The organism is Cardinium endosymbiont cEper1 of Encarsia pergandiella (assembly GCF_000304455.1).
GTDB lineage: Bacteria > Bacteroidota > Bacteroidia > Cytophagales > Amoebophilaceae > Cardinium.
This window is the reverse complement of sequence record NC_018605.1, coordinates 457945-484024: the sequence shown is the minus strand read 5'-3', so window position 1 is coordinate 484024 and position 26080 is coordinate 457945. Positions and strand designations below refer to the sequence as shown.

Annotated in this window: 21 protein-coding genes, 1 tRNA gene and 1 pseudogene; 5 read left to right on the top strand and 18 right to left on the bottom strand. The window is 37.4% G+C overall.

Annotated features, from left to right (window positions below; translation table 11 throughout):
• Positions 1-9: 9 nt before the first annotated feature.
• From AL022_RS02160 to AL022_RS02115, 11 genes are all read right to left on the bottom strand, one after another.
• Positions 10-1467, bottom strand: a complete 1458-nt coding sequence (locus AL022_RS02160; protein ID WP_014934616.1) for a S1C family serine protease — start codon at positions 1465-1467, stop codon at positions 10-12.
• A 147-nt stretch (positions 1468-1614) separates the two neighbouring features.
• A complete protein-coding gene (locus tag AL022_RS02155; RefSeq protein WP_014934615.1) occupies positions 1615-3060 on the bottom strand; it encodes a S1C family serine protease in 1446 nt (481 codons plus the stop codon).
• A gap of 33 nt (positions 3061-3093) precedes the next feature.
• Complete coding sequence (locus AL022_RS02150) at positions 3094-4404, bottom strand: CIS tube protein (RefSeq protein WP_014934614.1); 1311 nt, start codon at positions 4402-4404, stop codon at positions 3094-3096.
• An 18-nt stretch (positions 4405-4422) separates the two neighbouring features.
• Positions 4423-4596 carry a hypothetical protein gene (locus AL022_RS04495; protein WP_014934613.1) on the bottom strand — a complete coding sequence of 58 codons (174 nt, stop codon included), beginning with the start codon at positions 4594-4596 and terminating at the stop codon, positions 4423-4425.
• Positions 4597-4641: 45 nt separating this feature from the next.
• Positions 4642-5091, bottom strand: coding sequence for a phage tail protein (locus AL022_RS02145; protein ID WP_014934612.1), 450 nt, complete (start codon positions 5089-5091; stop codon positions 4642-4644).
• A 32-nt stretch (positions 5092-5123) separates the two neighbouring features.
• Positions 5124-5579: a hypothetical protein gene (locus AL022_RS02140; protein WP_014934611.1), complete on the bottom strand. Its 456-nt coding sequence runs from the start codon at positions 5577-5579 to the stop codon at positions 5124-5126.
• A gap of 74 nt (positions 5580-5653) precedes the next feature.
• The gene (locus AL022_RS02135; RefSeq protein ID WP_014934610.1) at positions 5654-6118 is read right to left on the bottom strand and encodes a hypothetical protein; all 465 of its coding nucleotides are present in this window, start codon (positions 6116-6118) and stop codon (positions 5654-5656) included.
• 101 nt (positions 6119-6219) lie between these two features.
• Positions 6220-7680, bottom strand: coding sequence for a phage tail sheath family protein (locus tag AL022_RS02130; RefSeq protein ID WP_242388166.1), 1461 nt, complete (start codon positions 7678-7680; stop codon positions 6220-6222).
• 67 nt (positions 7681-7747) lie between these two features.
• Positions 7748-8611, bottom strand: a complete 864-nt coding sequence (locus tag AL022_RS02125; protein WP_014934608.1) for a hypothetical protein — start codon at positions 8609-8611, stop codon at positions 7748-7750.
• A gap of 5 nt (positions 8612-8616) precedes the next feature.
• Positions 8617-9177 (bottom strand): Pvc16 family protein, encoded by a 561-nt coding sequence (locus tag AL022_RS02120; protein WP_014934607.1) that lies wholly within the window; start codon positions 9175-9177, stop codon positions 8617-8619.
• 375 nt (positions 9178-9552) lie between these two features.
• Positions 9553-9795 (bottom strand): F0F1 ATP synthase subunit delta/epsilon, encoded by a 243-nt coding sequence (locus tag AL022_RS02115; protein ID WP_014934606.1) that lies wholly within the window; start codon positions 9793-9795, stop codon positions 9553-9555.
• A 782-nt stretch (positions 9796-10577) separates the two neighbouring features.
• Between AL022_RS02115 and pdhA the strand changes: the two genes are divergently transcribed.
• From pdhA to recJ, 3 genes are read left to right on the top strand one after another with little or no spacing between them, the layout of a single operon-like run.
• Positions 10578-11612, top strand: coding sequence for a pyruvate dehydrogenase (acetyl-transferring) E1 component subunit alpha (gene pdhA / locus AL022_RS02110; RefSeq protein ID WP_014934604.1), 1035 nt, complete (start codon positions 10578-10580; stop codon positions 11610-11612).
• Positions 11613-11617: 5 nt separating this feature from the next.
• Complete coding sequence (locus tag AL022_RS02105) at positions 11618-12313, top strand: tetratricopeptide repeat protein (protein WP_014934603.1); 696 nt, start codon at positions 11618-11620, stop codon at positions 12311-12313.
• Positions 12314-12327: 14 nt separating this feature from the next.
• On the top strand, positions 12328-14037 hold the full coding sequence (gene recJ / locus AL022_RS02100) for a single-stranded-DNA-specific exonuclease RecJ (protein ID WP_014934602.1): 1710 nt from the start codon (positions 12328-12330) through the stop codon (positions 14035-14037).
• Between the two features lie 336 nt (positions 14038-14373).
• Here the strand turns inward: recJ and AL022_RS02095 are convergent, their stop codons facing one another.
• From AL022_RS02095 to rplS, 4 genes and pseudogenes are all read right to left on the bottom strand, one after another.
• Positions 14374-15999: a tetratricopeptide repeat protein gene (locus AL022_RS02095; protein WP_014934601.1), complete on the bottom strand. Its 1626-nt coding sequence runs from the start codon at positions 15997-15999 to the stop codon at positions 14374-14376.
• Between the two features lie 335 nt (positions 16000-16334).
• A pseudogene (locus AL022_RS04385) lies at positions 16335-17013 on the bottom strand (transposase); the annotation flags it as partial.
• Positions 17014-17264: 251 nt separating this feature from the next.
• Positions 17265-17337 (bottom strand) — tRNA-Thr (locus tag AL022_RS02075).
• 250 nt (positions 17338-17587) lie between these two features.
• Positions 17588-17944 (bottom strand): 50S ribosomal protein L19, encoded by a 357-nt coding sequence (gene rplS, locus AL022_RS02070; RefSeq protein WP_014934597.1) that lies wholly within the window; start codon positions 17942-17944, stop codon positions 17588-17590.
• Positions 17945-18075: 131 nt separating this feature from the next.
• Here rplS and lepA point away from each other — a divergent pair, with 131 nt between their 5' ends.
• Positions 18076-19875 carry a translation elongation factor 4 gene (gene lepA / locus AL022_RS02065; protein ID WP_014934596.1) on the top strand — a complete coding sequence of 600 codons (1800 nt, stop codon included), beginning with the start codon at positions 18076-18078 and terminating at the stop codon, positions 19873-19875.
• A gap of 14 nt (positions 19876-19889) precedes the next feature.
• On the opposite strand, the gene nth is transcribed toward lepA, so the two are convergent.
• Positions 19890-20528 (bottom strand): endonuclease III, encoded by a 639-nt coding sequence (gene nth, locus AL022_RS02060; protein WP_014934595.1) that lies wholly within the window; start codon positions 20526-20528, stop codon positions 19890-19892.
• Positions 20529-20716: 188 nt separating this feature from the next.
• Between nth and AL022_RS02055 the strand changes: the two genes are divergently transcribed.
• On the top strand, positions 20717-21361 hold the full coding sequence (locus tag AL022_RS02055) for an alpha/beta hydrolase family protein (RefSeq protein WP_014934594.1): 645 nt from the start codon (positions 20717-20719) through the stop codon (positions 21359-21361).
• Positions 21362-21533: 172 nt separating this feature from the next.
• Here AL022_RS02055 and AL022_RS02050 read toward each other — a convergent pair whose 3' ends face one another.
• Both AL022_RS02050 and secD read right to left on the bottom strand, forming a co-directional pair.
• Complete coding sequence (locus AL022_RS02050; protein ID WP_014934593.1) at positions 21534-22760, bottom strand: MFS transporter; 1227 nt, start codon at positions 22758-22760, stop codon at positions 21534-21536.
• A 74-nt stretch (positions 22761-22834) separates the two neighbouring features.
• The gene (gene secD, locus AL022_RS02045) at positions 22835-25738 is read right to left on the bottom strand and encodes a protein translocase subunit SecD (protein WP_014934592.1); all 2904 of its coding nucleotides are present in this window, start codon (positions 25736-25738) and stop codon (positions 22835-22837) included.
• Between the last annotated feature and the right edge of the window lie 342 nt (positions 25739-26080).

The window sequence follows — 26080 nt, the reverse complement described above, 5'->3', positions numbered from 1 at the left end:
AGTTAAAAATCAATCTACAATTATAGGAGAACTGGTCCACTGATGATGGGTCTCATCCCAAATAAACCATCTAGGCTGAGGACTATGCGCTTTATATGCCACATAGTCCCTTGATGGCCTAGCACCTAAATGTAGCGCACCAAATGAATAAAAAGGAGACAAGTCGCTATAGGCTATGGTAAAGTATTTTTTAGCTATTAAAGATGGTATCACTGCCTCTAATGCTTGAAGAGTGGCAAGCGGTTTTTCATTAAAAGATAAAACCTTGACCCTAAAATCATCTTTAATCCTATTAGACGCAACATGGTTAAAAATATGATTTGCATCTGCTTTAACAAAGGTTAAGCTCTTAGCAGCTATACCATTTATTTTAGCGCAATAATCATCCATTTCAAAAAAGATAGCCCCGCCAAAATAGACCATCTTTATAATCTTATGGCGCTCAAGATCATAAAGTCCTATCTTGATATCATGCCACTGACCCATTCTAAAAATGGTTAACAACACATGATCTGTAGTAGCGCGATTCATAGCCATATCAAAAGCAACCAAATTAGGCCCTATTTCCTGACGATTAACTGCCCAAATCACATCTCCAGGAAAGAGAAACCCATCTGCAGGGCTACCCGTTAGGACATCATCTACTGCAATCAGAGAGGTCGCGCCATTAGGGAATGTCTTGATGTATTGTTGTTGGCGTGCTATGGGCAACCCATCATACTGGACCAAATCTTTAATAGGCGTAGATTGGGTAATGACCCCGACTTGCTTCCTAATGGGGCATCGACCCTGCCGAATGGCCGATAAGGCATACCGAATATATTCAGGATGGATGGCCCACGCAAATGTGTTATTGCCAGCATAATTAAGCCCTATAGCTTGTCCATCTTTGTTAAAAACAGGCGAACCACTTGACCCACCTTTAGTATTTAAACTAAGCTTAACAGATTGTTGGGGCATCTCACCTTCCACCTCATACAAATCTGCTACAAGGCCTGTATGTAAAGAAAAACTATGCCCTGCATTATTGCCAACGATAAAAATAGGCTGATCTATAACTGGATTACGGCGGCTAAAAGTAGTTTCGGTAACTTCTTGTGGAATAACTGTAGGCGCAACTTGTAAAAATCCATAGTCCAACCATGGATCATAATAGATTAGATGGGCCTCTTGCTGAATGCCATTAAAAAAGGTTACTTTGTAACTGCCCACTACAGCAGCCCCTATTACATGTCGATTGGTTAACACATAGCCATGTTGCTTATCTACCACACATCCTGTTCCACTCCACTTGTTTCCTTTTTCATAAGCTGCAAAAGAAGCACTTACCTCAATGGTTACCACTGATTTTTTAGCCTGTTCAATTACCTTTTCAGGAAATAACTCCTTGGCTAAAAGAATGGGTGTAGGCAGGAAAAGGGCAAAAAGTATAGCCCAGCATTTAGGCTTTAAAACATTTATTTTCATAAGGATTTTAGTAAATAACGCTTAGAACAAGCTAAAAATATCAATAAAAATCACAAAAGCGCATACCATGGCATAAGCATCTCCTCTTTTTGAGACTTCCTCATAAGTCTTTTTTAGTTTATAGCATTTAGATAAGCCAGTTATCTATTACAGAACGATTTCTTGCCCCTTCCACTCAAGGTGAATGGCATCCCATGCCCAAACCTTAGGTGGTGCCAAGTTCGGGTCATATTCTACATTACCTTTATAACGATTATGCACAAATTTTCGCCACATTCCATGCCCTAGTGGAATATAATTGATGTATTCAACTGTAAAATATTTTTGATGCACCAATTGCGGAATCAATTCAATTAACACATCCAAGCTTTGAATAGGCTGACCATTCATAGCTAACAACCGCATAGCTAAAATTTTGAAACGATCATTAGGGAAAGCAGGTACTTTGAAAATGGTATTGGGTTCTGCAATACAGGCAACCAAAGTTTTAGGTGACAGGCCAACCAGTGTACTACACATATCATCTGTTTCAAAAAAAGTAATACCGCCAAATTGGACTATTTTAGCAATGCGATGGCTATTCAAATCATAACAAGGTATAGTCACTTCATGAAAGGAGCCATTGCGAAAAATGGTTAACAACAGCTGGTCCTTTGATGACTTATTTAGAGCCCAATCAAAATCTACTAAATTGGGTCCCACCAATTGACCATTAAGCGCCCAAATTAAATCTCCCGGTAAAAGTCTAAGATGGGCTGGTGTACCTTTTAGTGTACTGTCTACTTGTAAAATTTTATTTTTTGCATTTGGAAATTTTGTACAATAGGTCTTTTGTGACGCTGCCGAGAGATGATCATAACGGACTACGTCATCTAGTGAATAAGTAGTTAATAAAGCACCAATATGCTTTCTAACAGGTAATTTTTTTGCTTTTAAGGCAGCTAGTGCATGGTGCACATAGTTTAGATGTAGGCCAATATCCATGGTGTCTGAACCAGCACAATTTAAGGCGATGCCCTCTCCAGCCTCATTGAAAATCAAAGAACCACTTGCACCACTCTTGCTAGGGATACTGACGCGAATAAAATGCTGGGGCATGGTCCATTCTATACTATAATTGGTATCATCTATGCTTCCAGGATAATCTATAGCCTTTTTATTTTTTTCTTTAGCAATAGTAAAAACAGATTGGCCCAGCAATGGATTTGTATTACTTAACTTTACCGCCTGTACTTCTTTAGGAAAGAGCGATGGATCTATTTGTAAAAGCGCAAAATCTGCCCAAGTATCATAATAGATCAATTTTGCTGGAGCCTCTATACCATTAAAAAAACCAATCGTATAGTCTGCGACTATAACAGGCCCAACCGTAAAGCCAGAAGTTAAAATATACCCTGCTGCCTTATCTATTACCACCCCGTTGCCATACGACTCCCTAGGAGGGGTATAAGCCGTAAGCGCTGCACGCGTATCCACAGAAACTACAGACCGCTTGGCATTTTCAATTACACTGGGTTTAAATTTGGCCTTACCATAACAAATAAAATGGACACTTAAAAACACGCCTAAAACAACAGATTTTATATACCGCATATAATATTTTCAATTAATAATGATTTACTGTTTTTAAAAACCACTTGATTTTACTACTTTTTTTCCAGCATCATAGGCTCTAGGTGCCACTTTTTTAGCAAAATTTTTGAGCCTTCGCAAGAAGCTTATTTTGTTTCTCATAAGATTAACGTTTCCTTTTAGGCTACTTAGTTTACGTAAACTATCTGGTGCATTTGCCGCAACTGCAACTGCGGCATGACCAGCTGATGCGGCATGACCAGCTATCGTGCCTACTTTCGGGAAGCGTCTTTTGCCTTTAGCCGCAGGACTACCTGGCCCAGAAGCCACATTATGTTTGGAAGATCTAGCCAGACCACCACCTAACGGAGGGCTTTTACTACTTGGAGCAGATCGATTGGAGGATCTGTCCATTCGTGTAGAAACAGTACCTCCTGCTGATGAACCTGAATCACTAGCTAGCCTATGTCCTCCTCCACCAATCCCCCCCCCACTTCCACCAGGCCCATTACCTGCAACGCCGCCTTTAAAGCCATTACCAGTATGGTCAACATCTGATCCAGTACCATAACTGGCAGAATGTGTAGAACTAGGATCCATGTCTGCACCAGCACCATAATGGCCAGAGCTATCTTTGTCCAGGCTAGCAGTAGGCTTTCCAGCATGGCCCACGTTGGCACCATCCATCTGATGGCTAGAACCACTAGCCCCATGATAAACCTGATCAGGACCTCCATCATAAGCACCAGGTGGCGCACCACTATAAGCACCATCCATACCATTGGGCGTCGGTGCAAAAGCTGTATCACTAGATACAGACTGTCCAGGCTTCATTGAATGTACCGTTGCATGATTACCAGATAGCTTTGTATAATTGGTATCTACACCAGCAGCAGATTTCCCTTTACCTAAAGGAACAAGCTCTTCTAATACAGCTATACGCGCCTCCGCTCTGACCAAGGTACCATCTACTTGAAACATAGAATAAACTATATCTAGATCTACCAGCCTGCCTTTAAAATCAATATGTCCCCAAATGATACGAATATAATTAGGCGCATTATGCTTTTTATGGACACTATAGGTAACATCTTGTAGCTGCTTCACTTGTTCCATCACTGCAATGGCATTGCTACCAGGGATAATCCCTGTACTATCAAACAAAAGACTAAAAGAGAGCAATCTTGGAGGAGACCCACGATATTTAATCAAATGAGCACTAGCCATTCCTTCAGGCACATAGTAGGATACGCCACTTTTAATCACTATGTTTTCTGGATTAATAGAAGTGATAAACTCCCCCGTAAAAGAAGAAAACTTATTGTCACTACATGCTTTAATAACTAGTTTGCTGACATTACTCATAACTACAAATGGATCATCTTACCTTGTGGCTCGATCTTCTAATAGGTTTAAAACGTCCCTCTCCAATGCTAATTTTTGCTGCTCCGTAGTATGCAATAAAAAACCAGCTGGCATACTTTTAGTATGGTCTACTTGTTTATTGGTTTCATAAACCTTAACCTGGATCACTAGTTCATTAATTTTAACAGGCATAATCAATACAATCAATTTTATACACGAGACTAAGCATGATGGTTATTACTTGGTCCGTACCAGCCTAGAATACCCAATCGTAATGGTTTCTCCTATTCCAGTATTCTCTTGCACATTTAACTGAAATGGCGTAATAGCTATCCCTTTTGGATAGACATCTTCTAACTTCCACTGTGCTAGAATTTTAGCTTCCTTGTTAAGGATCAAAATATGGGCCTGGGTAAGTGTAAAAAGACCTTTATCAATTGCGTTCTCACACCAAAGCGTCATTTTGGTTTTTCCTTCTACTAAGGGCCTAGTCAAGATTAAATCAGTCGTTTCACATGCACTGGATCTATAATAAGGCCTATTGGCACCGCCAGGTAAATAGGCCTCCATATTTAAAAAATTATTTAATCCTTCAACCCTATAGAAATATTCCGGGGAACTACCATCTGTTACACCCAATACTTCTACCTGAAAAGAATGTGAATGGACTAAATTAAAATCAGCCATAAAGATCAGAATAATGTTAGAACATCATACGGTTACTTTGTATTTAGCTGCAAGCCTTGTAAAGTAAAGCGTATACGGATATAACCCATTTCACCTGTAGCTTCGTTTTTCCTATTTAAAAACAACTCTGCTTTTTGTACAATAACATCATTTACAGTTGTTTTTGTATCTATTGAACCATCTTTTTTATGTACACAAAGCGTAAATGGTTCTGCATTATATTTATCTACAAGCACCTCTTGCACCAAACCATATGCTTTTGTCAACAACTGTTTGCCCGTTATAAAGGGTAAAAATTCTACGGTAAAAGTTACTACTTCTTGTGCACTGTGTTGATTCTGAAAAAGAGGTGCACGGGTTGCTGTATCATATATGGTAGCTCTAGTAGATGTTCTTTGATTAGGCATACCAACCGCAGAAACACTACAGGTTTTAGTATCAAAACCTGCTTTATTAAAGTGTTTATAATCAATAGTTACTCTTTGCATAATATCTTGCTATTTCTATTTTTTTCTAGTTAACCTACTTAATATCTGTAAAATTCAATAATGGATGCAGCAAGTTATTGCTTAATAACAAAACTAACTGGATCATAAATAGAAAGTTCTGCAGTTATTTCTTGTAATCCAGTTTCAGGATCTACTTCACTACTCATGTCACTCACATAACCCTGAAATTGCATATGGGTAAATGGTTTATCATCATTGGTTGCAATGCTAAAGAGCATATTTTCTACATACTTGTCAGGGTTATTTTCTTTAGTCGCATTTAAGTTTTTTTCTATTTTTTTAATATCATCATCAAATTTTTTATCTGGTGTTTTCAGTATAGAAACTTTTACATCAGCTGTTTGCTTGATTTCGCCTCCTTTGTGTATCGCATAGACTGCCTTAGCTTGTCCATTGATGGATCTAACATATTGTGCTCCATTCTCTAAAGCAACTGCTATATGGTAATCGGTTATACTAACCTTTGAAGAACCTAAATTAAAATGGACTATAGCAGGTATTAACAAATTATCAGCCATGGTTATTTCAGTTTTAAATATTTTTTAGAATTATAAGTAATCGTCTTAATACAGGGGGCAAAAAAACTAGTTTACCCCCCTATACACGTATACATGGATGGCTAACCGTCTGCACCCATTTTTTGCTCAAAGGTAATCACAATAAACTCAGCTGGTCTAGGAGCTGATACTTTTACCGAAATACGCATGATGCCTTCATTAACGTCATCTTGCGACATGGTCTCACCTAATCCACAAAGGACTGTAAATGCCTCTGCAGGACTTCCACCCACTAAAGCACCTTGTCTCCAAAGATTGGTCAAAAAGTTAGAAATCATACCCTGTACAACGGCCCAGGTAACGGGTACATTTGGCCTAAAAACAACAGAAAATGCAGCATTTTTAATAGATTGCTCAATAAGGATAAACAACCTTCTCACATTAATATATCTCCATTCTGGACTGTTGCCAGCCAAGGTTCTTGCACCCCAAACTACAGCAGCACCCGCTCCTTTAAAAGTACGGATGGCGTTAATGGATTTACCACTAATGCTATCTACGTTAAGTGCTTCTTGCTCTTCATGGGTAATTTTAACCATTGGTTCAAGCACAGCATTTAAGTTTTGATTGGCTGGCGCAATCCATACACCCCTTGCCTTATCTGTTCTAGTGTAAAGGCCTGCCATAGCCGGAGCTGCTGGAAGAATATTTAAGCGATCTGCAATGGTTTTACGAAGTAATTTGTACTCTTTACTACTATTCTTTAGTCCAGCATCCCAGTAAATTTTTTCTTTTTCTGTCGTAGCACTGACTAAATTAGAAAGCATGGTTTGATGCTCTGATTGCAACACATTCTTTAGCGAGTCTAGATCAAAATTTTTGTAATCAATACTATTCAATGGGATAATGTTTGTTCTAACCCATGGATAATAGGCAGCTCCATAACTCAAATTATCTAACCCAATGTATTCACGAAATCTATTTACATATTTGTTTTTATCTTCGATAGATAATTCATGGTTACCGCCCCATATATCAAATAATGCGACTTTATTCAGATACTTCCCACAATGGGCCAGTGCATAGGTCTGCACCGCATAGTAAGAGGCATCCTCTTCATCTAATAAAAGTGAATCCGGCATTAACAACATAGTTGGTACCTCTTCTCCAGCTAACGTATCTATACCTTGTTTAAATAAATCCGGTGTAATGGTTAGCTGGACATTTGGATCGCCATATTGACCGACAGATACAATGAAACAGTCTGCTCCACCATTGTCAAAAAATAGTTTTAAACTATTATAAAGGTAAAATGTAGAGTTTTGACTCTGTTCGATTGCATAATATTTCCCATTCATTACCAAATCTTTATCTCCACTGGTAACCTCTTTAATGGTATAAACAGGAACAGCTGGCCCTCCAAAAAACAACTCATATTCAGAAAGTGAAGAGATCTGAACCGGTTTCATATGAAAGGATTTTCCATTAATTTCAGCTCTTTCAGTAAAACCTACAAAAGCAGGAACTGCAGTTGATACTTGAACCACAGCGTTGGCACCCGTATCCTTCTCGACGATGTACACGCCGGGAGTTTTTAAATTTTCAGCCATTTTATTTATTTGATTTTTAATTAATTATATAAAAGTTAAATTAAACATATACAACTATATCACTATAGAGTTTTTTTTTATTGGTCTTATCTTTCTTGAGCGAATCATAGGTAGGGTAAGGCAATTTTTCTAATACTATTGTTGTATGTTCCTCAGTGCTTTTATCAAGCTTACAAAGTGAGAAAGAACGATCGTATTGATCACAAAGCTCCATGGCCATTGTAGATTCTGCACAATAGGTATTAGGGAATTCAGTGGAAGCCTTTACAGCAGTAAAGTAAGAGCCATCTTCTTTAGATAGAATGGTTAGCAATCCATTGAGTCGTTTTTTAGTATCTACTACATAGTATCGCCAAAAAGTGGAACGATTTTGAATTTTAATTTTATAGACAATTGTTTTTGTAAAAAGAGGGTCTTTTTGTTTGGATAACAGATGGACCCAATGGGTAAGATCTATATCAATCATCGCAAAGACATTACAACCTGGTTGTGTAGGATAATGTTTTACTTCCCGAATCTTTACCAAGTCTGATCTACTCATAAAGGGTTTGTTATGTAGCAAATCACTATTACCATACCGATTAGATAAATAATAGACTTCCCCTGTTGGATAACCTGCGTCTAATTGTGAAAGATTCAATGCTTGGTTATTTTTTAAGATCATCATAAAAGAAAGAATGATGCCCTCTGCCTTTTTTTTAAACAATTCCAACGGATGGTCATAATCCTGTGAAAGCCATATAAGCTCCATGCCATCCGAGTGACGTAACATGCGCACTCTACGTTGTACCATCCAAGAAGCAGTCGAAAAAGTTGGTTCAATATCAAAATCATTTTGGACATTATTAGATTTATAATAATTATTTGAAATAGCGATTCGAAATAATTTTGTTGCAAAGGCCATAACTATTACGTTTCACGTGATGAAAATGTGGATACGACTTTTAAACCCATAGTAGTATCTCCTATAAATATAAGGCCCACTTTATATAGTAAAGAAGGGCTATACGGCGCATGCAAACTTTCCCAAAGCATGGTCTTTTCTGATGGAGTCATTTTAACCAACTCAACGGAAAAACTTTCTACCCCTATTTCTTGTAAAATGGGAGTATTACAGGTATCAAAATGGGATTTATTTTGAAAAAATGCAGCTATATAAGCCAGTAATTCTAAATTTTTTAGCAACTCAGATGCCTTATAATCAATAGAAAATAAAAAATAAAGGTTGAACGCTTCTGGTGCTTTTCGTAATATAAAACCATCTCCTTGTGGGACATATTGAGTAGGATTGCTACACAATTCTACGGACGTAATATCCACCAATCTCATCATAATACCTTTTAAGGATTTGCTTTCTACTTGAGAATTTGCTAAAATTGCCAAAGATATAGCTGGCCCTTTGACATTCGTTTTAGATTGAATGTATTGATTGGCCTCAGATAATATAATACTAGTGCAATGGTGTAGCATTTTTTAGTCCCTTTAGTTATTAATGATGCTTATTGCATATTGCCTGTAATGATTACAAAAATGGGCCAGATTGGCTTTGCTGATCTAATTATTGATTAGTTATCTATCTATTCAGATAAACAAACAGGAGGATACTGTTTAATATATTACATTTTTAGATTAATTTTTTACTCAACCCCAAAAAATTTATTTTAGACTACTTGCTTTACTTAAAAGTTGTAATATAGTAGGCCAAAGCAATAGCAGATGGTGTTCTTTTAAAATTAAAGAGCCCAAAAGTCGAAAATTTTCTATTAGATTAAAGAAGTACAAAAGCTATATTTATACTTAATATAGGCTATTTGTTAGCTTTATTTGACTAAATCGTCCATTTTTTTACTTTACTGGCTTACAAACTACCATAACTTGGTTATCAGCTATCGAAGTAAAACCACTTTTTACTGAAATCGATGATGTAATAGATCCAACTGTATAAGTAATTTGCCCTGCTGTTAAACTACTTAATATGGGAGCATGGTTCGCGCATACCTGAAAGGGACCAAGGGGACTTGGCAACTTTACACTATTCACTTCTCCATTGAAAAGGCTGCCACTAGGGGCTACGATAGACAAGTTCATATATAATATATTTATCCTATACTAAGGGATTACTATGTACAACCTGCATTAACTGATTGTTCCGACTCCTTATGGATGAAAGGTAAACAAAAGGTTTTTTAAAAGCAAATGGCATTAAACGATTACAAATCAATATAGATTCAGCAAATATTCAATACAGTATATCAAGACTTAAAAAAAATTCTGTTTGATTGTTCCTAAAAGGTTCACCATAACGATCTACTGCTCTATTTACAATGAGACTCTTCCAATAGACTTTTAAATTATAAGGATACAAAATCAGATTAATTTTTATTAAATAGTTAACTTATATCCATGCTTTAGAGTTTGTATGTAAACTTTTTAATGGTATTTGTATGGCAATCAAATCAAGCATTTATTAAGTTTATCAAATATTTCAGCTAGCTGCCACAAATGCAAGTATAGCTTATTTGATGCAATCAATCATTTGATTAATTGGTCACCAGCGGAAACCCTTGCAGTCAAAGCTTAAAAAAACATCTCATATATTGCTTATTATACTTACTTAATCTACAGAATTTCAAAGCGAAAAAACATATCTATATTTATCTTGCTCGTCAAGCCTGCAACTAAAACTATACGAAACAAAATTTTTATTTTCTACGAAATTTTTTCGGGCCACTATAATTTTGATTTTTTGTAACTACTTAGGTAACTTTACTTGACTATACTGCTCCTCCTGCTAAATTTTTAGGAAAGTAAAAGAATAGCGGTTTGCTAAGGGGCAAAAATATATCAACTGATTACAATCCAGTATAACCATGGCCCCATCAACTATAGATAAAGCATCATCTACAGTATCCCCTATTGGTACAGGAGATCTTTCGCATTTTTACAAGCAATGGTACAAGATGATGTGGTTGATTCGTAAATTTGAAGATAAAGCGGCCCAACTTTATGGGCAGCAAAAAATTCGAGGATTTTGCCACCTGTATACAGGACAAGAGGCCTGCATAGCTGGTGCTGTTACAGCACTACGCCAAGGAGATAAATACATTACGGCTTATCGTGACCATGCCCATCCTCTTGCATTGGGGAGCTGTCCAGACCATCTAATGGCGGAACTTTATGGTAAAGCTACTGGTGTTTCTAAAGGATATGGCGGATCCATGCATATCTTCGACAAATCCTGTCACTTTTTAGGTGGCCACGGTATTGTTGGTGGACAAGTGCCGCTAGGAGTCGGTATTGCGTTTGCTGAGCAATATAAAAAAACAGGTTATCTTTGTATAACTTATATGGGCGATGGTGCAGTACGTCAAGGTGCTATTCATGAAGCGTTTAACTTGGCGATGCTCTATCGTTTACCGATTATTTTTGTAATTGAAAACAACGGATATGCAATGGGTACTTCAGTAGAACGAAGTTCTAATGTTACGGAACTCTATCGATTGGGTAGCAGCTATGGTATGGATGCAGCCCGCGTAGATGGGTTATGTGTAGAAGCGGTACACTGTGCTGTAGAGGAAGCAGCTATAAAAGCTAGAAAAGGTATACCCAGCTTGCTGGAATTGGTAACCTATCGTTATAGAGGCCACTCTATGTCTGATCCCGCTGGATATCGTACCAAAAAAGAGGTAGAAGCCTATAAAGAACAAGATCCTATTCTTAAGCTTAAAGCATTGATCTTAGAAAAGAAAGTGGCAAATGCAACCGTATTGGAAGCGATTGAGCGCAAGGTAAAAGATCAGATTGCACAAGCAATTGCTTTTGCTGAGACATCTCCTTTTCCAGATCCAGCAACTGCGTATCATTACGTTTACAAACAAATTGACTATCCATTTCTTCAGTATTAAGTGCTATGAAAATAATAGACATAAATAGTATTCCTAAAAATCCTTCAGAAAACGACAAAGCAAAGGCTAAGTCAGTATCTTTAAAGCATAACAAACGAAAATGGTATGTCGTTGGCTTTTACATGACCTTTCTTGCCATAGCCGCTTTCCTTGGATTTTTTTATTTAACCAAAACAAAAAATCTAAAGGTAGAAGATGATATTTTTCAAGCAATCTATCATTTTGAAGCCAGTGATTTTGATAAGGCGCTCAAAGGCGAGGGGAGCCATAAAGGGTTTTTAGAAGTCATTGCACAATACCCTTATACTACAACGGCCAATATAGGTTGCTTTTATGCGGGAATTGCCTACATGCATCAAAAGGAATATGAAAAAGCCCGCTCTTTTTTAAGTAGATTTAAGCTTGAGGATTATATTTTACAAGCCCGTTCTTGGTCTGTCATTGGTGATACCTACAGTGAACAAAAAAACTATAAACAAGCGGCTGCCTATTATATAAAGGCTGCTCGTTATAGGCCAAACAGTGTATATACGCCTGTCTATTTGGTTAAAGCAGCTAGTGCTTTTGAGGCAGATGGACAATATAAAAATAGCTATCGTTGTTACCAAGAGATTGTAGAAAAATATCCAAACTCTTCATATGGTAGTGGTTTGGCTATTAAAGAAGTTAGTCGTTTATCAGCTTTTTTATCAATGGATTAATTGCTATTGCATCTATGCAGAAACGTTGGGTAATTCAATCTTTTAAGCCATATAATACGGTATCAGCTTTGGAGAAAGTACTCGGTATCCCCTCTGCTATTTCAACTATTTTAGTCGAAAGGGAAATAGAAACTTTTGAAGCAGCTAAGCATTTTTTTCGTCCTGATTTAGAACAGTTGTATGATCCTTTTTTAATGCAAGGTATGGAACGGGCTGTAGGCCGTTTGTATCAAGCCTTAACAAAAAAAGAAAAAATATTAATTTATGGTGATTATGATGTAGATGGTACGACAGCTGTGGCTATGGTCTATGGTTTTCTTGACACATTGCCTGGTGCAGCAGTAAGTTATTATGTCCCAGATCGTATGGTGGAAGGCTATGGGGTTTCCATGCAAGCAATAGAAAAAGCCCATCAAGATGGCGTCAAACTTATCATTACCTTAGACTGTGGTATAAAAGCGTATGAACCGATTGCGCTAGCAGCTGAACGCGGCATAGATGTGATGGTTTGTGACCACCATGAAGTAGGAGATGTGTTGCCACTAGCATATGAAATCTTAAATCCCAAACAACCAGGTTGTTCCTATCCTTTTAAAGAATTATCAGGTTGTGGTATAGGTTTTAAACTATTACAAGCCTTTTGTAGCCACTGTGGTTTAAAACCTGCAACCCTCTATGGTTACTTAGACCTTGTAGCGGTTAGTACCGCTTGTGACATAGTCCCATTGGTAGATGAAAATAGAATTTTAGCCTATTTTGGCCTCAAACAATTGGCTACTCAACCTCGTCCGGGGCTACAAGCATTAATAGAGCTAGGAGGATTAACTACTACCATTATGATTTCTGATATTGTTTTTAAAATAGGCCCGCGGATTAATGCAGCTGGACGTATGAGCCATGCTTCTTTGGCAGTTCAGCTACTTATAGAACAAGATCTAATAAAAGCCTATCATTTAGCCCAATCTATTGATCAACAAAACGCCTTGCGCCAATCGCTTGACCATACGATTACACAAGAAGCCTTAGCCATGATAGAAAATAAAACCTATCCAAGCAAAAGCAATGTGCTTTTTAATCCAGATTGGCATAAAGGTATTATTGGCATCGTAGCTTCCCGTTGCATTGAACAATGTTATAGGCCTACTGTGGTTTTAACACGCTCTGATGGTAAAGCTACTGGTTCTGCTCGTTCCATATCTGGCTATAATATCTACGAGGCCATTTCAGCCTGTAGTGGGCTTTTACACCAATATGGCGGACATGCTTTTGCGGCAGGCCTTACCATGCCACTAGCCCATGTAGCTAAATTTCAGAAACAGTTTGAAGAAGTAGTATCAGAGACCATAACCGATGATTTGTTAATCCCTCAACAACCCATTCACGCCCTAATCCCTTTTCAGGCCATTACTCAGAAATTTGTAAACATATTGATGCAAATGACTCCTTTTGGTCCAGGGAATCCTACGCCGATATTTGCTAGTGAAAAAGTTTATGCACGTAAATTTTATTTAATAAAAGGAAAACATCTTAAGTTGGAACTTTACCAAACAGATTGTTCAGTGTCTTATGAAGCCATAGGCTTTGGCTTGGGTGGCTACTTCCCACTTGTTGCAACTGGTAAGCCGTTTGCTATAGCCTACACCATAGGATACAATTATTATTTGGGTCATAAATCTTTACAACTTATGGTCAAGGATATTAAAGAAACAGTATGTATGGCTTAAACCAATAAATAGACTTTAATTAGTCGGCCCTGAAATACCATTTTTGTATAAATTTATTGTATTGCTATGTTTTGAGACCGTTGTTATAGATAGTTATTGTGATTTTTGTTAAGCTTGTAGTGCTATTTTTTGTAGTTTTTCCAGTTAAGGATCCATAAAATTCATTATTTGTTGGTTTTTAAGTTCATTTTTGTTCATTTTTGATATACCATCCCCCTAAACACCTCTTAAAATAATATTACGACGTAAGAAATTCTTAGTTTTTCAAGAAGATTGTTTAATAGAACGAGTTTCTGTAATACCTAGCATATATGAAATTATAATGACTACTACACTTTAATCTTTTTCTTTATGGGCGAAAAATGGGTCATCTGAAAGATATTGGTTTTTTTTGTGCATCGCTTGTAACAATCTGTAAGCAGACCCATATTTTTTTAAATAGTAATAACTATGGTACAAAGCTTGTGCAACTTTTTTATCTTTTTTATCTTTTTTATCTTGTATATGGGCCATTTTTAGGTAATACAAAGATTTTTTTAGATACTTTTTTAGTTTTGATACCCTTTGTGCGGACTGATTACAGGCCAATGCTAGTGTTTTTTTTTGGTTTATATAGCTATATAAAGGGCTGCTATAGGGTATATTGTCTGTTTCTAACAACAGATTTAAGCTGTTTACTTTACTGTGTTGAACAAGGTGATAATGGTATACTACACAGATAGGGGGGACAGAAAATAGAAGTGGCTTATAGCGCCAACGCCTTACACTAAAAATGGGCGATATATGGTGACGCGCTAGAAATCCCATACCATCGGGCCCTGTATATCTAAGCGTTACATGGATTAACCCATACCAATCAGTCAACCTAGGATGGGAAGCTAATGGCTCTTTGTGTCCAAATAATTGTACCGTATCCCTATGGAGTTTTATGGCTTTATTGTAAAATAAAAAACCCATTTGACGCAACGCATCATATTGATGGGGGTGATTTTTTAAAACTTGCTGATAATAAAAAACGGCCTCTTCTATACGTCCTAAATATTCTAGCAGATAAGCATATGCGTAATAGGCATGGAGCTCTTTACTTTGGAGCCCAACCGCTAAGCCATCTACATAGCCATCTACTTTTCCAGCGGCTTCATAGATAGAGCATTTTTCCTCTAATAACTCATTATTAAAAGGGAACTGAAGAAGTGCTTCATTTAGAATGGCTATAGCTGTATCAAAATTTTTAAGCTTATGGTAATGAATAGCAGCCATAGCACGCAAAACAGCAAACTGTGGGCCTTGTACTTTTAAATAGTCTTGATAATAACGCAATGCTTCTTCTGGCTGGTCATGGCTATGATAAACAACAGCCATATACAACAATGGCGTAGCTTCTTTAGGCAAAATACGCCTGCAAATAGCAAATTGATCTATAGCTTGATCAAATGATTCTTGCCTATAGTAGCCAATCCCTCGGTTTAAAAAATAACTCCATAGAGCGGTTAAGTTACTAAGGGCAAAGCTATGAAATTGTTTATGTTTGGATACACTCAATTGCTGCGCTTGCACATAGGCGGCAAGAGCCTCATCCAAGAAGGCGGGTCCTTCTTTTGAAGCGATATGATCCCTTAAGAGTCGATCATAAATAACCCCTCTATAATACCAAGTAGCAGGGTGGCTTGCCAGCTTACTATCTTTAATGGCTCCATCGATAGCCAATCGCGCCTGTTGCGCATTAGACAAGCTAGATGCCCCATCTGAGTTATTATCTGCACCATCTACTGATAAAGGTGGCACTTCACTATGGTTTGGCTTAGCACTTTTTTGTTTATTTTGGCCTTCAAAGGTACGCACAATTTCTACTATCGATGAAGGAATAGCTAAAAGGGAGTGGGGGATTACCCACCACATCAGTACACAAAAAAATCTATACCTATCTACTTTATCGATGATCATCTCATATTTTTTATCCATACTTTAATCTACTATTGCACTACTTAACGGCTAAACATGTCTCTACCATACCACTGGATCGATTTTTTATGTACCATAGAAAATCGATAAAACAAAGGGGATAAATGGTCTGTTAACGGTTGCAAATTAAATGGCTATATTGAAAAATACAAATGAAGCTACTTTGTACGCACAGTATAATCTATTAGGCCATACGATCTTAGCTGTTTAGTCCCAGAGCATTGTGGTATATTATACAATACGAGACCGTTGTTATAGATAGTTATTGTGATTTTTGTTAAGCTTGTAGTGCTATTTTTTGTAGTTTTTGCAGTTAAGGATCCATAAAATTCATTATATAAATTATAGGCTATAGCTTCCATAACATGTTGCGTATGACTTTTATCCAGTCCTATATATCTAGCTCCTGCACTACGGAACCACCTCTTAATGCTGCCAAATACTCTTGCTACTTTATAGCGCGTCTTAGATACCAATTTATTAAACTGCTTAGCAGCAGATGATAAGGGATGATTTCTACTACCTTTCTTTTGAATAGCTGATTTTAATTTTTGTTCTTTAGTAAAGTTTCTTTAGGGAAACCGCTATAGCCTTTATCTCCATAGAGCCTACTTCCAGCGTAGTACTGACTGCCAGAACTAAACCTTCTTTACTTTCTACTAGGACATGTCTCTTATAGCCATAATAAAGATTATGACCTTTTTTGATCCAACTAGCTTCTGGATCTACTCCTTTTTGATAGCTCTGCGATACCGATATAGTATCATCTTCATGCAAATCATAGCTTTTTTTACCTTACCACTGCTCAAGCAAGAGCATTTTAAAAAGTAATAAGGGACTATAGGCAGGCTTGCCTGATAAACGTAAGCCTTTAGGATAATAAATACGAAGTTCTTTTTCTATCGATGACCAATTAATCAGTTTATGCATTTGATCAAAGAAAGTGTGTGTACATTTGCGGCGACTAGCTGAAACATCTGATAAACTTAATTGACCGCTTACTTTTATTGACATACATACATATAATAGAAAAAAGCTTAAATACAAATTCTCAAAAACCTATATAACTTAGCCTTTTAATAAATTTTAAGCCAACTTTTTATCCTAAAAATTAACAAAGCTATTGCAACGGTCTCAAAAAGATTACTGATCGAATATAAAACCATATACATATGGGCATAAACATGACAAAAATAGTCTATAAAGATAAAGTGGATGGCCACAGCTGCACAGTTATTACGCCATAAGATGCATAGGAGGCTAAGTGCCCCCTGCCGGAATCGAACCAGCAACCTACTGATTACAAATCAGTTGCTCTACCAGTTGAGCTAAGGAGGCAGCAAAAAATTAGGCACTTATAAACAAATATATATAAAATATATTTATCTATTTTAGGGACATAGGGGACGTTGCGAAAAACGCCTTTTTGTAAAAAATTTTGCTATACAAAGAAGCTTTACAGCTGGCCTACAGAAGCCTCTTTTTGTAGTCTGTAAGCCGGACTAAGTTTTTTAGCTAAAAGGTTTTTTTCCAATATTTTTTTAGAGTGGGCTTGATTTTTTAAGCAAAAAGCATGCGGTAAATGATCTTACCTAAGCTCCTTAATACGAGCTGCTTTACCTTGCTTGCCCCGCAGATAATAAATCCTAGCCCTACGGACACGACCTCTTCTTTTTACTTCTATTTTCTCAATATTAGGACAAAGCAAAGGGAAAATACGCTCTACCCCTACTTCCTTAGATACCTTACGTACGGTAAAAGTTTCCCCATTGGTGTTGGGATTTTTACGCTGAATAACCGCACCTTGAAACTGTTGAATACGAACTTTATTGCCTTCTTGTATTTTTACATGGACATTGATGGTATCACCAGCCTTAAAATTAGGAAATGTGCGGGCAGGCTGGGGATTACAGGTGGCCTCAACGTATTTTATTAACTGATGCATAATAAGGTTAGAAAATTATATAAATATTAATGCAAAGATAATACTATTTTTTAAATTCCGTACCTTGCAATACTGTAAATGGCTAAGTCTGAAATGGATTCAGCCTTTTTATTTTCACTCAAACAAGTTTAATGAAAAATATTCGGAATTTTTGCATCATTGCACACATTGACCATGGCAAAAGCACCTTAGCAGACCGTTTACTAGAAGCCACTAAAACGGTTGGCCTACGTGATCAAAAAAATCAAGTTCTGGATAATATGGATTTAGAGCGTGAACGGGGTATCACGATTAAAAGCCATGCGATCCAAATGGCTTATGCATATAAGGATGAATCTTACCTCTTCCATTTGATTGATACACCAGGACATGTAGACTTTACCTATGAAGTTTCGCGCTCTATTGCGGCATGTGAAGGAGCGTTGCTAGTGGTTGATGCGGCACAGGGGGTTGAAGCGCAAACCATTTCTAATCTATATCTGGCCCTGGCACAAAACCTTACCATTATTCCTGTATTGAATAAGATAGATTTGCCCGGGGCGATGCCAGAAGAGGTAAAAGATCAAATCATAGAGCTTATAGGATGCGATCGAGATGAGATTCTTTCGGTTAGCGCCAAGCAGGGCATCGGCATTGATGCCCTACTCGAAGGAGTAGTTACCCGTATACCTGCGCCTAAAGGAGATCCTAAAGCTCCTCTGCAAGCAATGATTTTTGATTCACTGTACAACACGTTTCGTGGTGTAGAGGTTTATTTTCGCATTTTTAATGGAATGATTCAGCCAGGAGACCAGATTCAGTGCATTAGTACAGGGATAGATTATAAAGTCGAAGAGGTGGGTATTTTAAAACTGCAACAAATCCCCCAACCATTTTTAGCAGCAGGCCATGTAGGCTATATGATTGCAGGCATTAAAAATGCAAGTGAGGTAAAAGTAGGGGATACGATTACCCATATCGATAAAGCTGGGCGTCCGGTAGGGGCCATAATTAAAGGATTTGAAGCAGTAAAACCTATGGTTTTTGCAGGCATCTATCCAGTAGATAGCACAGAATATGAGCCATTACGAGATGCTATAGAAAAGCTGAAATTAAATGATGCTGCACTGATTTGGGAAGCAGAGAGCTCTGCGGCTTTAGGCTTTGGGTTTAGATGTGGTTTCTTGGGGATGCTCCATATGGAGATTATCCAAGAACGACTAGAAAAAGAGTTTAATATTACCATTATCACTACAGTTCCGTCGGTACAGTTTCATGTAATAGACGCAAAAGGGCAACGCATAGAGGTACAAGCACCTGCAGATATGCCTGATCCAAATACTATTGATCGCATTGAAGAACCACTTATCAAAGCTCAAATTATTACAAAGGCAGAATTTTTGGGTGGAATTATAAAACTTTGTATGGATCGAAGAGGTATTTTAAAAAATCAACTTTATCTAACGACTGACCGGGTAGAACTTACTTTTGAACTACCCCTAGCAGAAGTGGTTTTTGATTTTTTTGATAAACTTAAAACGATTTCACGTGGCTACGCTTCCTTAGATTATGAACTAGCTAGGTTTGCTGATGCAGATTTGGTAAAATTAGATATCCTATTGCACAATGAAAAAGTAGATGCCCTGTCGGCTATTGTACATAGATCAAGTGCCTATGAACGGGGTAAAGTTTTGTGTAAAAAGCTTAAAGAAATTATTCCTAAACATATGTTTGAAGTAAGTATTCAAGCAGCTATTGGTACAAAAATCATTGCTCGAGAAACAGTAAAGTCTTTACGAAAAAATGTGATTGCCAAGTGTTATGGTGGTGATATTTCACGAAAAAGGAAACTTTTAGAAAAACAAAAAAAAGGTAAAAAACGAATGAAACAAGTAGGTTCAGTAGAAATTCCACAAGAGGCTTTTATGGCGGTATTAAAATTAGATGATTAAAGCAACGTAGCGTACTATTTTTTGCAACTTTTTTGATAGTAGGTACAATAGGTTTGAATGGGACAAATGGTGCAATTGGGTTTGCGTGCTTTGCAAATATACCTACCATGTAGTATAAGCCAATGATGGGCATGTTTGCGCCACTTTTGGTCTATGGCGGCTAATAACTCCTGTTCCACTTTTTCCGGTGTGATACCCTTTGCCAGTCCAATCCTTTTGGCTACTCTAAATACGTGGGTATCTACCGCAATAGTTGGCTGGTTAAATAGACAATTTAATACCACATTGGCTGTTTTTCTGCCTACGCCTGGTAATTGCACCAGTGCGTCAAAGTGGTTGGGTACACGGCTGTTATAATGGTTGATCAATAGATTAGATAGTGCTATAATATTTTTAGCCTTATGGTTAAATAACCCAATCGATCGTATATATTGTTTTAATCTTTCTTCTCCAAGGCATACGATTTTCTCTGGTGTATCAAATCGTTCAAATAAAGGTTTTGTTGCTATATTTACTGATATATCAGTAGCTTGTGCGGATAATAGTACGGCCACGAGTAAAGTAAAATCATTTTTATAGACAAGTTCTGTAGTAGGGTTTTGATTCTTATAACTTAAAATTTCAAAAATTTTGTCAACTATTAGTTGTTCCATAATATATTTATGTCAAAGGGCCATATGGGCTGTTAGGAAAGGGTTATATTTGCCCTATGTATTAGGGGAAGGGTGCAAACGTAGTTTAATAACCAATCGAATATCCGGGCCCCATATTACATGTATCAATGGCCACCGCATAGATTAAAACGTCTATCTTATAAATTTAGCATAGTAGCAGATCAATAATGAGTAATTTAATACATCCTGAAGTATATAGTAAAATATTACCAGCAAAAAAATTAGTAATATTGTTACATGGTGTAGGGTCTAATGGCCATGATGTAATCAAATTGGTTCCATATATGAAAAATCATTTACCGGATTGTCATTTCATAGCGCCACATGGCATAGAACCATATGATATGGCCTCACATGGCCGACAATGGTTTAGCCTACAAGATCGAACGCCATATATAATGAAAAGATTGCTGGGAAGGAATGTGCCACCGGTTAACGAGTTCATTAAACAAAAACAAATAGCACTAAATGTTACGAATAAGGAGACTATTATAATTGGCTTTTCACAGGGGGCTATGATGGGCATCTATTTAACCCTTGTACAGATGGAGCCATTTTTATGTACCATAGGATTTTCTGGGTTGCTAGTAGCCCCTTCATCATGCATCAATACGATGACACCTATTTGTTTGATTCATGGTATGTTGGACACAGTAGTAGCGGTAGATGCTATAGAACATGCCAGACAATATTTATTTGACCATAATGTACCCTGTAGCACGCATAAATTAGAGGATCTTTCCCATTCAATAGACCATAGGGGTTTAAACATTGCTGTTGATTTCATCAAAAAAAGTGGCTTAAACCAATAAATCATTTGCGCAGTTTTTATCCCTTCACTTATCTGAAAAGGTTACTTTGCAAGGAGTGGCCTTTGTAAAAAGTTGTAATGTGCAAAGATGGCTTACAGGTAAAAAAGCTTATTGTACTTTTGATAAAGTAAGGTCCAAATCCCTGTTTTACCACTAGCGTGAACAGCTATTATTATTTTGTACTATTTTTTTTGTACAAGGATGCGAGATATATTTTAGTAATGGGTTTAATCATACCAAGTGAAAGTAAAGAGCATAAAACAAAACCCACAAAGGGAGGAGCTATGCCCCATAAAGGTGGAAGGACTATCCACCATGGTATCAAAGAACCAACCCCATAAGCAAAACATTTTACTACTGCATCCCCTACTAAAATCACGTGGGCGAGCTTTTCATTTTTAGTTAAAGCTTGACCTATAATTGCAATAGCGATTCTAAACAAATAAAGTCCCATGCCATAGAGCAATGCAGTGGCCTCAAGATAGCATGGCTCTGTTACATAAAAAGCGATAATCGAAGCCAACACAATAAAGACAGGACTAATATTAAAAAAACCAATGATCCATTTAGGTTTTTTTCTTAGGATCCATGAACCGCATATGCCACTTACAATAAAGGCTAGATTGATCATACTGATGCTATAGCTGTATAATGTTGCATTGACTTGGCTATTGCCTTTGGCAATCCTTGCTACCAAAATAGGCAAGCTAACGGTATAGGCAATAGTGGCTATGTAATTCACCAAACGAAAACTGGTGATGCGCAATAGTCCAGGATTTTGAACGATTTCTTTAAAACCGGTCAAAACGCCAAATGGTTGTAGTGCGGTTGCTTCTGTACCAATATCTGCCACGCGGCATAACTGCCAAGGTATGATGCGCAAAATGTAAATAAAGCTACAAAGCAATAAAACTGCCTTCAATCCTATCATAGCTAATAAATTTTTCGCCAATATAGGTGCTAAAACATTAAAACATTGTAAAAAAATTTGAAAATTAGAAAAAAAGAAAGGCCTATCACGGGCCCCTATTTGTCTACTCATAAAAGCAAGACCATTGGAATGTTCAATACTCATGATACAGGCCAGTGCCCACAATGTAAGGGTCCAGACGCGTAGATGTACACCACTATATACCGACAAAACTAATAAGGTCAAGCTAGCCGATACAAGGGCACCTACCCCTATGGTATAGGCAGAAAAACGTTTTAAAAAAAAACCTCCAATTAATCCAGCCGAACCAATCCCTAATAAGCTAGCTGGCTCCAAATAAGCTGCAGAAATACCACTGGTATCTGTTTCAAACAAAGTAATTGAAAAACCAATTACCAAAATAGTGGGCACAATGCTACTTAGTCCATTTAAGACCATATAAATGGGAATAATTTGTTTGATGTTCATAGATTATACGTTTCTTTATTTGGATTATGATGGCTATTACAAACGATTACACCATCAATTTTGGGATATTTGGACTACTGTTTAGTAGCAGAAAGCTTACGGCCAAAATCTGCTAAAAGAGGAGCTGCAATGCAAATGGAAGAATAAGTGCCAAATAATACACCTAGTGTTAAGGCAAAGGAGAAACCCTGCAAGGCAGCACCGCCAAAGAAAAAAAGTACAGCAATAGCTAATAATGTTGTAAAAGAGGTAATAACTGTTCTACTCAGCGTTTCTCTAATCGCATCATTAATGATGTGGGGGGACATACCCATAGCCTTATTGGCCAATTTTTCCCTTATCCGGTCATAAATAACGACTGTATCGTTTATAGAATAGCCAATAACAGTCAACATCGCTGCTAAGAATACTTCATTTACTTCATAGTTGAGGCCAAAACCGCGTGCTATACAAAAACCAGCTATAACTGCTAAAACATCATGTACAAGGGCTACGACAGCTGCTAAGCCAAATCCCGGTCTTCTAAAACGAATTCTAATGTAAAAAAATATGCCCAATATAGCAAGTAATATGGCTTTTTGTGCACTCTTTTGGACATCATGTGCTACAGTAGCCCCTACCCTAGTGCTACTTGTAATGCGAAAATCATTACCAGTTGATAGATTATTATTTTCCTCTAATTGCGTTAAGTCTTTCAATGCAGCAACCAATTTATTGAGCACTTTTTTATCAGAGGCATCTTCATCACGCAAATAGCTAGTAGTAATCTGCATTACATTATTGGCACCATAGGTACGGACTTCTACGCTTTCTTTGTATCTATATGACAGTCCTTCCTTGAGTAAGGAAGCATCAATGGGTTTACAAAAATGGACCGTATAGGAACGACCACCTGCAAAATCTACGCCCAAAGTAAGTCCTTTATAGTGGTAAAAGCAACAACCACCAATGGCTATAAATAATAAGGAACATAGATAAAAACGGTAACGATTTTTAATAAAATCAATTTGCACATTTTTAAAAAGCCTAGGTATCGTTGGATAAGAAAAGGTCAAGTTGGGTATGGAATAGGTATCGATAAAGAAGGAGAAAATCAACCTTGTAATAAAGATAGAAGTAAAAATGGAAGTGATGATACCCAGCATTAAGATAAGGGCAAAGCCACGAACCGGCCCTTGACCCAGATAATAGAGTATGGCGCCAGCAAGAAAGGTGGTGATATTGGCATCTATAATAGAGCCATATGATTTGGTATATCCATGTTGAATGGCCTCTTTTATAGATACTTTTTGTTCCAATTCTTCGCGTATGCGTTCAAATATCAAAACGTTGGCATCAATAGACATACCAATCGTAAGGACAAGGCCAGCAATCCCAGGTAGGGTTAAGGTGGCCTCCAATTGTGCCAAAATAGCCACCATAAAAAGCAAGTTCAATAAGAGGGCTACATTGGCTATTATACCTCCTTTTGCATAATAAATCAACATAAAAAGTAGCACCAGCCCTAAACCCACAGCTGTGGCCATAAGTCCTTGGTTTTGGGCTACCTTACTTAAACTTGGTCCCATAATGGCTTCTTCAACTACTTTAAGTGGCGCTGGTAACGCACCGGTTTGCAATACACTGGCCAAATCTTTGGCTTCTTCTAAGGTAAAATCGCCAATTATCTTAGAAACACCATTTGGAATTTCTTGGTTGACTACTGGTGCAGTGTATACCCGATCATCTAAAGTTATAGCGATGCGTTTGCCAATATGACTGGCAGTAATGCGTTTCCAGATACGTGCACCTTTTTGGTTCATTTGTATCATTACAAATGGTTTGCCATTTTCAGCAAACGATTGGGTCGCATCAGTAATAATATCTCCTTCTAAAAGTGGTTGATTTTCCCTAGACAATTGGATCGCATAAAGCACAACCGCTTTTGTGCCATCGCCTAAGGTTATTGCCTTTTTATCCCACATCCAAGTAATGTTTTTAGGTAATAGCGCTTTAACCGGTTTGCTGTGTAGTATGGCATCTATTTGGTCCATCTCTTCAGGAGCATATGCCAACCTATAAGGAAAAGTATCTTTGCAAATCCTTTTGATTATGGATGCTTTCGGCAGACGTTGGTTTTTTTCTTCCTCTGTAAGCGCTTTGGGAAAGGTTAGCAGTATAGTTTCTTTTTCTTTATCAAGCAAAAAATTATTGACAGCTTCTAGTAGCGGACCATATTCATTGGCTTCTTCAACGGTCCAGAAACGCAACTGTGCAACACCTTGTAGCAACTTTTTTACCCGCTCCGGATGGGTAACACCTGGTAATTCAATTTGAATTCTTTCACTACCCGGTAACTTTTGCATAGTGGTTTGCGTAGCGCCAAATCGATCTAACCTAGCACCTACAATGGCAAGGGAGCGATCCAGCGCCTTTGAAATAATTTGATCAATTGCCTTTATAATATCATCCTCACTAGAAAAAATATAAGGCCCCACTTGGGCAGTAGCAAAAATATCTTTTAGGTTTCCATTTGGGGCAAGCTTTTTATAGGCAGCTACAAAAAGTTTACCAAAAGAGGTCGTTGTACCTTTTTCTCGCTGATGCTGTGCGCATTGGAGTGCTTCTAGAAAAAGCGGATCTGTAGGATAAGCAGCCAATCTTTTTACAAGTTCCACTGGCATAACTTCCATGGTTACCTGCATACCCCCTTGCAGATCTAAACCTAATTTCAGGGAACGTTCTTTTACTTCTTCGTAGGTGTAGACAGTACCCAATAGATTGCAAACTGGTTTTTTCCATATCTTCATCAAATAGGCCTGACTTTTATCAAAGTCTACTCTTCCCTGCTCATCCATTGCTTGCTTTTCTGCTTGCCGTTGCACCCGGTAGTCTATAAACGTAAAGGAAAGATAATACAGGGAGAGCAAGGTAGTAACAATTGCCAGAAAAAACACTATTTTTTTAGATTTCATTGAGGCTAAGATGGATGAATGCATAGTTTAGAACAAATATATTTTCTTTCATCTATTAAAACAAATAAAATGTGATTGGCAAAGGTTGTTACAATTTCTACAAATCAGAGCGATACGTTGTCTTCAATTATCTTGACCACATGGTTATGCTTTGTAATTATATTGGCTATTTTAGGTTAAAAACGATAAGATTACGGGTTTCTTTTAGTGCCAAGCTTCTAGCTTTTGTACCATAGCCATAGAGATGCTATGTTCACAACCACTAGCTTTTACGATGGCAAAACGTATTGCATAGATAGAATAGTTTGCGCTTACTATATGAAAAACAAATACATAGATTTATATTTGGGATTGTTTCTCTTGATG